The 13,035-nt window shown below is 60.1% G+C and carries 10 protein-coding genes; 5 read left to right on the top strand and 5 right to left on the bottom strand.

The genetic code is table 11. The annotated features are described in order from the left end of the window. Positions 1 to 100: 100 nt before the first annotated feature. Entirely contained in the window at positions 101 to 1,468 is a 1,368-nt protein-coding gene (locus LSG25_RS16025; protein ID WP_232741897.1) for an MFS transporter, read from the top strand. Between the two features lie 64 nt (positions 1,469 to 1,532). After that, positions 1,533 to 2,513 (top strand): zinc-binding dehydrogenase, encoded by a 981-nt coding sequence (locus tag LSG25_RS16020; RefSeq protein WP_232741896.1) that lies wholly within the window; start codon positions 1,533 to 1,535, stop codon positions 2,511 to 2,513. A gap of 393 nt (positions 2,514 to 2,906) precedes the next feature. Here the strand turns inward: LSG25_RS16020 and mnmE are convergent, their stop codons facing one another. Next, complete coding sequence (mnmE, locus tag LSG25_RS16015) at positions 2,907 to 4,349, bottom strand: tRNA uridine-5-carboxymethylaminomethyl(34) synthesis GTPase MnmE (protein WP_232741895.1); 1,443 nt, start codon at positions 4,347 to 4,349, stop codon at positions 2,907 to 2,909. Positions 4,350 to 4,474: 125 nt separating this feature from the next. Between mnmE and LSG25_RS16010 the strand changes: the two genes are divergently transcribed. After that, entirely contained in the window at positions 4,475 to 4,771 is a 297-nt protein-coding gene (locus tag LSG25_RS16010) for a YciI family protein (RefSeq protein ID WP_232741894.1), read from the top strand. A 167-nt stretch (positions 4,772 to 4,938) separates the two neighbouring features. On the opposite strand, the gene LSG25_RS16005 is transcribed toward LSG25_RS16010, so the two are convergent. The 4 genes from LSG25_RS16005 to LSG25_RS15990 form a co-directional block, all read right to left on the bottom strand. Next, positions 4,939 to 6,366 (bottom strand): catalase, encoded by a 1,428-nt coding sequence (locus LSG25_RS16005; protein WP_232741893.1) that lies wholly within the window; start codon positions 6,364 to 6,366, stop codon positions 4,939 to 4,941. Positions 6,367 to 6,635: 269 nt separating this feature from the next. Continuing rightward, positions 6,636 to 7,394, bottom strand: coding sequence for an SDR family oxidoreductase (locus tag LSG25_RS16000; protein ID WP_232741892.1), 759 nt, complete (start codon positions 7,392 to 7,394; stop codon positions 6,636 to 6,638). Continuing rightward, entirely contained in the window at positions 7,391 to 8,137 is a 747-nt protein-coding gene (locus LSG25_RS15995; RefSeq protein ID WP_232741891.1) for a FadR/GntR family transcriptional regulator, read from the bottom strand. The genes LSG25_RS16000 and LSG25_RS15995 overlap by 4 nt, the downstream gene beginning before the upstream one ends. A 46-nt stretch (positions 8,138 to 8,183) precedes the next feature. Then, positions 8,184 to 9,260 (bottom strand): Ldh family oxidoreductase, encoded by a 1,077-nt coding sequence (locus LSG25_RS15990; RefSeq protein WP_370635893.1) that lies wholly within the window; start codon positions 9,258 to 9,260, stop codon positions 8,184 to 8,186. Between the two features lie 415 nt (positions 9,261 to 9,675). Here LSG25_RS15990 and LSG25_RS15985 point away from each other — a divergent pair, with 415 nt between their 5' ends. Together LSG25_RS15985 and LSG25_RS15980 are read left to right on the top strand one after the other, a co-directional pair. Further along, a complete protein-coding gene (locus LSG25_RS15985; protein WP_232741890.1) occupies positions 9,676 to 11,241 on the top strand; it encodes a UxaA family hydrolase in 1,566 nt (521 codons plus the stop codon). 63 nt (positions 11,242 to 11,304) lie between these two features. Next, positions 11,305 to 13,032: an IlvD/Edd family dehydratase gene (locus LSG25_RS15980; protein WP_232741889.1), complete on the top strand. Its 1,728-nt coding sequence runs from the start codon at positions 11,305 to 11,307 to the stop codon at positions 13,030 to 13,032. The last annotated feature ends 3 nt before the right edge of the window (positions 13,033 to 13,035 follow it).

The following is a 13,035-nucleotide window of genomic DNA, read 5'->3' as shown; positions in this document are numbered from 1 at the left end:
CGGAAATGCCAATGATAGTCAATGCAATAAACGGGCTTCCCGATAAGCATGGCCTTGTTTAAAATTGATTTCCCAAGCACCCTCGCAGCATTTTCCTGCAATGTCCAAAACTTCTCCTCACAGGGCGCTTCTGTGGATAGCCGCCGGCGGCTTCTTCATGCAGACGCTGGACACAACCATCGTCAATACCGCTTTGCCCTCGATCGCCCACAGCCTGGGAGTCCAGCCGCTGGCGACGCAATCCATCATCATTGCCTACACGCTGACAATGGCGCTCTTGACGCCGGCCTCCGGTTGGCTCGCCGACCGCTACGGCTCGCGGCGTGTTTATTTCGTGTCCATCCTGTTGTTCGTCATAGGTTCGCTATGTTGTGCGGGGGCGCATTCCCTGGCGCAACTGGTGGCGGCACGGGTTGTCCAGGGCGCCGGCGGAGCGATGCTGGTGCCGATCGGCCGGCTCGTCGTGCTGCGCGCCATCAGGGGCGAGGCCTATGTGGCGGCCCTCGCCATGATTTCCGTGGCCGGCCAGGTGGGGCCTATTCTGGGCCCCACCATGGGCGGCTGGTTCGTCCAGTCCTTTTCCTGGCATCTGATCTTCCTTATCAATGTGCCTATCGGCCTGGCCGGCATGATGGCCGTGCGCCGCTTCCTGCCCAGCGACGCGGTATCCGGCGCTCCATCGTTCGATTTTATCGGCTGCGGCTTGCTGTCCCTGTGCATGGTGGCGTTTTCGCTCGCGGTTGAAAGTCCTGTGCACGACCACAGGCTGCTCATCTCGGGAGTCTTGCTCGCGCTCAGCGCGGCCGCCGCGCTGGCGTACATTCCCCATGCGCGGCACCGGAAAAATCCGCTCTTCCGGCTGAGTCTGTTCCGCGAACCCAATTTCAGTGTCGGACTGATGGGCAATCTGGTGTGCCGGGTTGGCTCCAGCGCGGTACCCTTTCTGCTGCCCCTGTTGCTGCAGTTGCATCTGGGCTATAGCCCCCTGCATTCCGGCCTGATGCTGCTGCCGGCGGCGATCGCGGGAACCATCGCAAAAAGCTGGATCGCTCCGCTGATCAGGCGCTATGGCTACGACGCGTTCCTGATCTGGAATACGGTGCTTGTCGGAGTCTCGATAGCTGGTTTCGCGTCCTTCTCGGCAAGTACGCCGCTGGCGCTGGAAGTTTCGATCCTGGTCCTTTTCGGGGCCTGCAATTCCATGCAATATGCGGCCATGAACGGAGTTACGCTCAAGGGCTTGTCCAGCCAGGATGCGGGTGCAGGCAACAGCCTGTTCTCGATGGTGCAGATGCTGGCCATGGGCCTGGGCGTGTCGATGGGGGGCGGCCTGGTTTCGATATTTTCCGGCATGGGCCTGGAGACGGCATTCCGGATCACATTCATCAGTGTGGGCCTTGTCACGCTGGCCTCGGCCCTGGTGTTCCGGCATCTCGAGGCGCCACAGTTGGAGCCGCAAGCGGCCTAGGCCCTCGCGCCAGCAGCTATGCAAGTAGTTTGGATCGTAGTATTGCCTCGGAAAAGGAAACACAATGCAGTCGTATGGAATCAAAACGATAGACACGCATACATCGCTGGAATTGCGTGAATTGGCTATACCGGAGCCAGGGCCGAACCAGGTGCTGATTCGCGTGCGCGCGGCAGGTCTGAACCGTGGCGAATTGATGGCTGGCCATGGTCAGCATGACAAGTCGGACACAATCAAGGCAGCCGGCCATGAAGGCGCCGGCGATATCGTGAAGCTTGGCCCGGCTGTGGAGGGTCTGAAGGTGGGCGACCGGGTCATGGGCCGCTGCCGTGGCGCCTTTTCTGAATACTCCCTGGTGGAAACGGCCGACACCATGAGAGTGCCCGACAATCTGTCATGGGAAGAGGCTGCGGCCATCCCGCTGGCATTCATGGTGGTTTACGACATGCTCGTCGTGCAGGGACGTTTGGCTGCCGGTCAGTGGCTGCTGGTAACCGGTGTGTCGTCGGGCGTGGGCGTGGCGGCGCTGCAAACCGCCAAGGCGCTGGGGGCCAGGGTGATCGGCACTTCAGGATCGGCCGACAAAATCGGCCGGCTACAGGAACTTGGCCTGGACCTTGGCTTGTGCACCCGGCGCGCCGATTTTCATGATGCCGTGATGGAGGCCACCCAGGGCAGGGGAGCCAATCTTGCCGTGAACACCGTGGGAGGCACGATGTTCGCGGAATGCATTGGTACGCTGGCCTTCGAGGGGCGCCTGGCCATAGTGGGGCATGTCGACGGAGTATTGACAAGCGAAATCGATATCGCCGCCCTGCATTCGAAACGCTTGACCCTTTTCGGCGTTTCCAACAGGCTGCGCGGGCCGGCACAGCGCCTGCCTCTCGTCGAGGGTTTTGTCGCCGATATCCTGCCGATGTTCGCCGACGGCCGCATTCGGCCAATGATCGACAAGACCTATCCATTCGATCAGCTAGAGGCGGCGAAGGCCTATATGGAAGCGAATCTGCATGTGGGAAAGATTGTCGTGTCGGTTTCCGCTTGATCCGTAGTGCGCAGCCTTTATTCCTGCAGGAGCGGAACAGTGGATGGGGATGCCTGCTTGCTGCGAACCATTATTTTGGACTGGCGTTTATGGCCTTGGCGGCGACCGTTTTGTTCGGTAGCAAGATTTTCCAGTGGAAAGAAGGATAGAAATCGTTTGAGGCTGCCTGGAGGCGACCTCATAAACAGGTGTAAATGGGTCAAGAAATGGTGGCCAATGAAGAATTGGGTGGAAATGGGTGTGTTATTGGATGCATGATCCATCCAGATTCGGCCCGGATCACCCCGGATATCCTGGGCCTGGTCGCCGGGATCGATGAGTTCAAGGGCGCCAGGAGCCGATGTGCTTGAGCGAGGCGACAGTCGAGAAGCCCGCCGGTTTCTCGACGCTGATTCACTTCCCAATACAAAAACTGGAGAAAATCTCGCCCAGCAGATCGTCGCTGGTGAATTGGCCGGTAATTGAACACAGGGCATCGTGCGTCAGCCGCAGTTCTTCGGCGAACAGGTCCAGCACCTGGTCGTTGTGGCTGGCGTATTCGGCGGCCGCGGCAAGATGTTCGTCGGCCCGCTGCAGTGCGTGCAAATGACGTTCGCGGGCCAGCCAGGGCGATTCGGTGCCGGGGTTCCAGCCGGCGATATCAAGCAGTTTCTGTCGCAGCACATCGAGGCCGGCGCCGGTTTTGGCCGATATCGCGATGGCTGGCTGGCTGGACGCGCGATGCGTGCCGTGGTCGCCGGGTGTGTCGGAGTCCTGGCTGCCGACTTGTCCGGACCCCACGCTTGAAAGATCGTTGGCGCCTGGAAGCCGGTCCAGCAGATCGGTTTTATTCAGCACTTCCAGAACGGGCGTGCGTGCCGGCAGGCGGCTGGTAATGGCAACGTCCAGCGCGTCGCTGCGGCTGCGCGCGTCCTGCAAATGAATGATGACGTCGGCTTTTTCGATTTCCGCCCAGCTGCGGGCTATGCCTATGCTTTCAACCGTGTCGTCGGTGTCGCGCAGTCCGGCGGTGTCCACGATATGGATGGGGACTCCCTGGATGTGAATTTGCTGAATGACTTTGTCGCGGGTGGTGCCGGCGATGGGGGTCACGATGGCGATATCGTCGCCGGCCAGTGCATTGAGCAGGCTGGATTTGCCGACATTGGGTTGCCCGGCCAATACAACGTGCAAGCCTTCGCGCAATATCATGCCTTGCCGCGCCTGCCGGGTGAGGGCACGAAGGTCATCCTGGATGCCCGTCAGCGTTTCGCGCGCCTGGTATTTTTCGAGGAAGTCGATTTCTTCTTCGGGAAAGTCCAGGGTGGCCTCAACAAGCATGCGCAAATGCACGATGCGGTCGCCCAGCGCATTCACGTGGGCAGAAAAGGCGCCGCTCAGCGAGGCCATGGCACTGCGGGCGGCGGCTTCGGACGAAGCATCGATCAGATCGGCCACGGCCTCGGCCTGGGCCAGATCGAGCCTGTCGTTCAAAAAAGCGCGCTGGGTAAATTCACCCGGCTCGGCATGGCGCAGGCCAAGGTCGTGGCCCAGCTCGATGCAGCGTTCCTGCAGGCGCCGCAGCACGGCGGGGCCGCCATGCCCCTGCAGTTCGAGGACATCTTCGCCGGTGTAGGAGTTGGGCCCTTTGAAGAACAGCGCTATGCCCGCGTCGATGGCGTTGCCCGCTGCGTCGTTGAATGGCAGGTAATGGGCATGACGCGGCGTCAGCGGCGAGCTGAACAGCCGGCCGATCAGCGCGCCCAGGTCGCGTCCCGAAATGCGCACGACGCCGATGCCGCCGCGTCCGGGGGCGGTGGCAATGGCAACGATAGGGTCGGTGGAATGGGTTGTCATGGTGATCGGGAACGGGAATGGCAAGTCTGAATAGGCATTTTAGTATGGCCGTTTCGGAAAAGTCATACTCGTACTACTATTGACTGGCCAGGCTATTTTCTCAAACACCTTATTGAGGATCAGTCATGCCGTATCTTATAGAAACCTTCGATAAACCCCATGCGTCGGCCTTGCGCCAGGCCTTGCGCGATAATCATCTGGATTTCCTGGAGGATCACAAGGAGTTGCTGGTAGCCTGCGGCGCCAAGCTGGATGATGACGGTATCGCGGCTTCAGGAAGCGTTTACATCGTCGATGTCGATACGCGAGAACAAGCCGAACAGTTCATTGCCGAAGATCCGTATTCAAAGGGCCATTTGTCTGAGCGCACCGTGATTACACGCTGGCGCAAGGCGTATCTGGATGGCAAGAGCTATCTGTGATGCGACGATGCCGTTGGCAATAACCCAGCCAATGTCAACGCCCATATGAAGTGTAGGGGCGGCCCTTGTGGCCGCCCGTCGTGAGTCTTCGGAAAACGGGTGCCCACAAGGGGCACCCATACACTACCGCCTATTGACTTTCAAGACGGTATCTACAACCAGCTGTTTTAAATCCCCAGCGCCGCCTTTACACCGGCTCCATAGGCCGGGTCGGCCTTTGTGCAATGCTCGATATGGCGCAGCTGTACGTCCTTCGACACCCCGGCAATGGCTCGCGCCGTATTTTCGAAAAGCGCTTTTTTCTGTTTGGCGCTCATCAAGCGAAAGAGCGCGCCCGGCTGCGAGAAGTAGTCTTCATCGACCCGGTGATTCCAGTGATCCGCCGCTCCTTCGAGCGACAGCGGCGGTTCGCGGAAATCGGGCTGCTCTTGCCATTCGCCCTGGTTGTTTGGCTCGTTTCCTGTGATACCGCCGTAATTGCCGTCGACGCGCATGGCGCCATCGCGGTGATAGCTGTGGAAGGGGCATTTCGGCGCGTTGACCGGAATTTGATGATGATTCACCCCAAGGCGATAACGTTGTGCGTCGCCGTACGAAAACAGGCGGGCCTGCAGCATTTTGTCGGGCGAGAAACTGATGCCGGGCACCACGTTGGCCGGGTTGAAGGCCGCCTGCTCGATTTCGGCAAAGAAGTTCTCGGGGTTGCGATTCAGTTCCAGTACGCCAACCTCGATAAGCGGGTAGTCTTTATGCGGCCAGACTTTGGTCAGGTCGAAGGGGTTGAGGTGATAGGTGCCGGCCTCTTTTTCGGGCATGATCTGTACGTATAGGGTCCAGCGGGGAAAGTCTTTTTTCTCGATGCTTTCGTACAGATCGCGTTGCGAGCTTTCGCGGTCGCGCCCCACCAGCTCGCCCGCTTGCGCATCGCTAAGATTCTTGATGCCCTGCTGCGTCTTGAAGGTGAACTTGACCCAGGTCCGCTCGTTCCTGGCATTGAGAAAACTGAAAGTATGGCTTCCAAACAGATGCATGTTGCGGAATCCGGTGGGGATTCCGCGATCGCTCATGACGATGGTGATTTGGTGAAGGGCTTCGGGCAGGCCGGTCCAGAATTCCCAGTTGTTCTGGGCGCTGCGCATGCCGGTCCTGGGGTCGCGCTTGACCGCGTGGTTCAGGTCGGGAAACTTTAGCGGATCGCGCATGAAGAAAACCGGCGTGTTGTTGCCGACCAGGTCCCAGTTGCCTTCTTCCGTGTAGAACTTCATGGCGACGCCGCGAATATCGCGCTCCGCATCCGCCGCGCCGCGCTCGCCCGCCACAGTGGAGAATCGCATGAGCACGGGGGTTTCTTTTCCGACCGCCGAGAAAATCCTGGCCTTGGTGTACTTGGTGATGTCGTGGGTGACCTTGAATGTGCCGAACGCGCCCGCGCCCTTGGCGTGCATGCGTCGTTCGGGAATGACTTCCCGGTCGAAATGGGCAAGCTTTTCGATTAGCCACACGTCTTGCAATAAAGCCGGCCCCCGGGGCCCGGCAGTCTGGATGTTCTGGTTGTCGGCAACCGGCGCGCCAGCGGCAGTAGTAAGCTTTTTCATGGAGCTACCTCCTTGGGGTCAAGATCTGATGGGATCGGATTCGCGGACTGTCCGCGGATCGGGTCAGGTTACGCGGTAAAGGTTGCACGGTAAAGATAGCGAGCTTACCCGTGCACCTTTGCTTGTAAGCATATCGTCAACGTTCAAAAATACAAAGTCAATTAACTTAAATCAATTAATAGATAATTGCTATTACAAATTTGCGCAGGCTTCCATGATTGTGCGGATGGCCTGGTTTCGTGCGATGCAAGCGTTGCGGGGTGGATTGCTCAGCCGCGTCCGATGAAAGGCATTTTGGTGGCCATGACAGTCATGAACTGGACATTGGCATCGAGCGGCAGGCTGGCCATATACAGAACCGCGCGAGCCACATGCTGCACATCCATGGTCGGTTCCGCGGCAACCGTGCCGTTGGCCTGCAGGACACCCTTGCCGATTTTTTCGGTCAGGTTGGTGGCCGCATTGCCGATATCTATCTGGCCGCAGGCAATATCGTATTTGCGTCCATCGAGCGATGTTGCCTTGGTCAGGCCGGTAATGGCGTGTTTGGTGGCGGTGTAGGAAACCGCATGAGGCCGCGGGCAGTGTGCCGAGATGGAGCCGTTATTGATGATGCGCCCGCCGCGCGGCTGCTGATCTTTCATCAGCTTGAAGGCTTCCTGCGTGCACAGGAATGAGCCGGTCAGATTGATGTCGACCGCGGACTTCCATTGCTCGTAGCTGAGATCTTCGAGCGAGGCCTCGGGCGCGAAAATTCCCGCATTATTGAACAGCAGATCGAGCCGGCCAAATGTTTCTTTGGTGCGTGCAAACAGCGCCCGGACCGAAGCCGGGTCGCTGACGTCGGCGCTGACAACCAGGGATTGCGCGCCGGATGCCCGCCCTTCCTGCGCCACGGTCTCGAGCGGCGCTGTGCGGCGTCCGGCCAGGACCAGCGAATAGCCGTCGCCCATCAGGGCCAGGGCAATGCATTTTCCTATTCCTGAACCGGCACCCGTAACGAGTGCGACCTTCGTGGTGGGATTCATGTTTTGTTTCCTTTGCCGTTGCGCGATGCCGCCGGGCGCTTTTGCGCGCGCGTCAGGCTGGAGCTGAGCCGCTTGAAAGCGATTCCCATATGTTCCTGCATGGCCCCGCGGGCGAGATCCGAGTTCCTGGAGCGCAGCGCTTTCAGGATCTTGCGGTGCTCCGCAATGGCTTCGGACCAGACCTCGGCGGTTTCGAAATGGCTGTGCAATTGGTCGAACAAGGGGCCCAGGCGAAAGTCGAAAAGGCGCTTGACGACGTCGACCAGCACGCTGTTGCCGGTTGCTTCGGCAATACGCACATGAAACAGCCGGTCTGCCTCGATGGGCGTGGCGCCTGCCTCGGCTTCGGCAACCATCATGTCGATGGCCTCGGCTATGGCATCGAACTGTGGCTTGCGCCCTGTCTTGGCGGCTGTGGCGGCAACCTCGCCTTCAAGCAGCGCCCGGGCGCGTATCAGTTCCAGGGGGCCTTCCTCGCTGGACAGGTCGAACTGTTCCGTGGAGGGCGACGGCGGCTCGCAAACATAGATGCCGGAACCCATGTGAACCTGGATATATCCCTGAACCTCGAGCGCAATCAGGGCTTCGCGCAAGGAGGGGCGGCTGACGCCCAATTGCACGGATAAATCGCGCTCGGCCGGCAGGCGCGAGCCTACCGGAAACTCACCGGCAAGGATCAGCGACCGAAGCTGGTCGCTGATCTGGCGATAGAGCCGTTGCGTTTCAATGGCTTTGATGGGCATGGAAAATTCCGTTCTTGGCTGCGTAGAACAAACAGGAGCATTTTGTTCAAGACTTCATTTCCGGGTTGTCGAGCGGTGCTGGAAACTCCAGACCGTAGGGCTTTGCGCACTCGGCGAGCGCGGGAGGGATGCCGGGATGCAGTGCGATACCTGCGCGTGTTTGTTCGGCCTTACGGGCAATGCCGCGGTCGCCGGGCATGCGTACGGCATCGACCCCGGGCCGCGGCGGATTGTTTCTGCAGGCTTCGCCAAGCCAGTCGGTCTGGCGTGCGAAATCGGCCGCCCCGCCAAATGCCTCGGGGTCGTAGAGGGTCAGGAATACCGTGGCACCCCATCCCTCGGCGGGATCGGCCCTGCCGTGGCCGGCCAGGCCGCCGGTAAGTGCTTCGATCAGCAGTGCCAGCCCAAAGCCCTTATGTCCGGACTCAAGGCCTCCCAAAGGCAGTATGGTGCCGGGTGGATCGCTGGCAAGCACGCCCGGATCGCGGCTGGGATTGCCGTTTGCGTCGAGCATGCATTCCTGGTCGAAAAGCCGGCCTGCCTTGTGCAGGCGCGCGCTAAGCCCATTGGTGACGATTGAAGACGAAATGTCGATCAAAAAGGGCGTGCCCGAGGTGGGAATACCGGCGGCAATCGGGTTGGGTGTGAAGGCGGCGCGCGTACCGCCGTACGGAGCAACGCTGGCGACCGCGGGGTCGGAGCTGGCAAGCAGCATGACAAAACCGCGCTCGGTGGCGCGCAACAGGTAGGCGGCAAGGCAGGCGATATGGTGGCTGCGCCGTATTACCAATGTGGCGCTGCCGAATTCGCGCGCCCGCGGCTCGAGGGCCTGCATTCCTTGTCTGACCAGCCACGGCCCGGGCAAACGGCGGCCGTCCCAGCACAGCGATGCGCCGCGATCGGACACTACGCTTGCCTGGCCCGAGGTGGTCATGGTGCCGTTGCGGATTTCCTTGATGTATGGGGCGAGCAGGGCCAGGCCGTGCGTATCGTGGCCCAGCAGATCGCCCTCGATCAGGGTTTCGGCCACGGCGCGGGCGGGTTCGGGCGCCATGCCGGCGGCTTGCAGCAGGTTTGTTGAAAAGCCCTGTAGCTGGTCGACGGAAAAACGTTTGGTATTCATCAGTAACTTGCCCGTCCGCTGGTCGTGACGGCGTGCCGTCTTGAAAAACCATAATGATTGCGCTGTGCCACAGTGTTTTCTCCCTTGTGCCGGCGTTGCGGCATCGCCGTTTTTGTATGTTTGCCCACAGGCGCATGCCGGGCGATTTTCGGCAACTTCAATAGGTAAATTGGCCTTACCAGTATCCGCAGAATTCCATATGACAATACGCTTGTCAAGATCTAAAGTTTGTACCGGAGTCTATATTCGAATTGCCTGGTATTCAGGCCAGGCAAAGACCGTTTGGCGATTTTGGTAATACCACTTTACCTATATTTGTTTGTGTACTAGACTGGGCGTCGAATTAAGGTTTGCCTTGGCGACCGAGCAGTGGCACGAGTCGGCGGCGCTTGAATTCAGTTTATGAGCGGAGGTTATGGTGGCACAAGAAATTTCGGTACCGGTCGAATCGATCGGCCGGCTGGATCAGGCGCCTGCGGCAATACGCCTGAACCAAAACGACGACGTGTTGATTGCAACGCGGGAAATCAAGCCAGGCACGGCCTTTGACGACGAGCACATCGCGGCGTCCGAAGCCATTCCCGCCGGCCACAAGATTGCTGCCCGGGCAATTGCCACGGGCCAGCCGGTGCGTCGCTATAACCAGATCATCGGCTTTGCCACGCGCGATATCGCCGCGGGCCAGCACGTGCATTTGCACAACCTTTCCATGCACGACTTCGAGCGCGATTATGCCTTTTGTGCCGATGTGCGCCCCGACAGCAAGCCGGCGACGGCGCTGACTTTCAATGGCATCGTCCGGGCCGATGGCCGGGTTGCCACGCGCAACTATATCGGTGTGGTCAGCAGCGTCAATTGTTCCGCCGGGGTCTGTCGCCAGATTGCCGATGCGTTTCGCGGCAACGCGCTCGATGCCTTTCCGAATGTCGACGGCATTGTTCCGATTACGCATAAAACCGGTTGCGGCATGGCCTCCAACGGCGAGGGCATCGACGTGCTGCGCCGCGTGATCGCCGGCTATATAAGGCATCCGAATTTTGCCGCGGTCCTGTTCATCGGGCTGGGCTGCGAATCGAACCAGATTTCATCGCTGCTGGGTGCCGAGCACCTGGCCGAATCCGCCACCCTGCATACCATGACCATCCAGGACACGGGCGGCACGCGCAAAACCATAGAACGCGGCATCGAGCTGTTGCGCGAGATGCTGCCCGCGGCCAATCAGGTGTCGCGCCAGCCTGTGCCGATCAGCCACATTACCGTGGGCCTGCAGTGCGGCGGCTCCGATGGCTATTCGGGCATTACCGCCAATCCGGCGCTGGGCGCGGCCATGGATCTGCTGGTGGCCCACGGCGGCACGGCAATCCTCAGTGAAACCCCCGAAATTTACGGGGCCGAACATTTGCTGACGCGCCGGGCGGTATCGCGCGAGGTCGGAGAAAAGCTGGTCGACCGTATCCACTGGTGGGAAAGGTACACCGAGCGCATGGGCGGCGAAATGAACAACAATCCCTCGCCCGGCAACAAGGCGGGGGGGCTTACCACCATACTTGAAAAATCGCTGGGAGCGGTTGCGAAGGCCGGCACCAGCAACTTGTCCGATGTGGTCGAGTACGCTCAACCGGTTCGCAGCCACGGCCTGGTGTTCATGGATACTCCGGGCTACGACCCGGTGTCGGCGACAGGCCAGGTAGCGGGCGGCGCCAACGTCATTTGTTTTACCACGGGGCGTGGCTCGGTGTACGGCTGCAAGCCCACGCCTTCGCTGAAGCTGGCAACCAACACCTCCATGTACCGTCGCATGAGCGAAGACATGGACATCAATTGCGGCGAAATTCTGGAAGGCGGCGCCACAGTGCAGCAAGTGGGCGAGCAGATTTTCCGCCGTGTCATCGAGATTGCCTCCGGAGACCGCAGCAAGAGCGAGCTTCACGGATTCGGCGAAGATGAATTCGCGCCATGGGTGTTGGGCGCCACCATGTAGTGGTGGCCTGCGGAAATCCGCAAGTTTGAAAAAAAATAGTCATACCCCACACAGGAGATCGGAGTGAGCGATAAACAGAAGCCTTTGCGCCGCAGTCAGGCATGGTTCGGTCGGCTAGACCGCGATGGATTTCTTTATCGCTCATGGATGAAGAATCGCGGCATCCCCCACGATCAGTTCGACGGCCGGCCGGTGATCGGCATCTGCAATACCTATTCCGAACTCACACCATGCAATTCGCACTTCCGCACGCTGGCCGAACAGGTCAAGATCGGGGTTTGGGAATCGGGCGGATTTCCACTTGAATTTCCGGTCATGTCGCTGGGCGAGACCATGCTGCGGCCCACGGCCATGCTGTTTCGCAATCTCGCCAGCATGGATGTCGAGGAATCGATACGCGGCAATCCGCTCGACGGCGTCGTGCTGCTGATGGGCTGCGACAAAACCACGCCCGCCCTGATGATGGGCGCGGCTTCCTGTGACCTGCCCACTATTGGTGTATCGGGGGGGCCCATGCTTAGCGGCAAGTATCGCGGGGGCGAGCTGGGTTCGGGCACCGACGTATGGAGAATGTCCGAGGAAGTGCGCGCCGGGCAAATGTCGCAAGAGGATTTTTTCGAGGCCGAAAGCTGCATGCATCGTTCGCACGGCCATTGCATGACCATGGGTACGGCTTCAACCATGGCCAGCATGGTCGAAGCCCTGGGCATAAGCCTGCCGGGCAATGCGGCCATTCCCGCCGTCGACGCGCGCCGCAATGTGTTGGCGCGCGCATCGGGGCGGCGCATCGTCGAGATGGTCAAGCAGGATCTGGTCATGTCGAAGATCCTCACGCGCGCCGCGTTCGAGAACGCCATTCGCGTCAACGCCGCGATTGGCGGCTCGACCAATGCGGTCATCCATCTGCTGGCGATTGCGGGACGCATGGGCGTCAAGCTGAACCTCGACGACTGGGACGAACTGGGCCACAAGCTGCCATGCCTGGTCGATCTGCAGCCTTCCGGGCGCCACTTGATGGAAGATTTTTATTACGCCGGTGGCTTGCCCGCCGTGATTCGCGAATTGGGCGAGGTCATCGATCGCACCACCCTGACGGTCAACGGCAACACCTTGTGGGATAACTGCAAAGACGCGCCCAACTGGAACCGCGAAGTCATACACGCCTACTCCGATCCGTTCAAGGCCGATGCCGGCATTGCCATACTGCGCGGCAATCTGTGCCCCGACGGAGCCGTCATCAAGCCGTCGGCGGCCACACCTGCCTTGCTCAAGCACAAAGGCCGTGCCGTTGTATTCGAAAATAGCGAGCACATGCACGAGCGCATGGACGACGAAAACCTGGACGTCGACGAGAATTGCGTGCTGGTGCTGAAGAACTGCGGGCCCAAAGGTTATCCGGGTATGGCCGAAGCGGGCAATATGCCTTTGCCGCCCAAGATTCTGCGCAAGGGAATCACCGACATGGTCCGGATTTCCGACGCGCGCATGAGCGGCACCGCCTATGGCACGGTGGTCTTGCACGTTGCGCCCGAAGCCGCCGCCGGCGGCCCGCTGGCGCTGGTTCAAGATGGCGATATCGTCGAGCTCGATGTGGCGGCGCGCAAACTGCATCTGCATGTCTCGGATGCCGAGCTTGCGAAGCGGCGCGCTGCATGGAAGCCGGCGCCCGCGCCGATGGCACGCGGCTGGGTCAAGCTTTACGTCGAGCATGTGCAGCAGGCCAATCTGGGAGCGGATCTTGATTTCCTGGTCGGCAAGAGCGGCGCGGGCATACCCAAAGACAATCACTGAGGT

This window comes from Paralcaligenes sp. KSB-10, from assembly GCF_021266465.1.
Classification (GTDB): Bacteria; Pseudomonadota; Gammaproteobacteria; order Burkholderiales; family Burkholderiaceae_B.
Note: the sequence above shows the minus strand (reverse complement) of the source record. Positions and strands in the feature narration are given on the sequence as shown.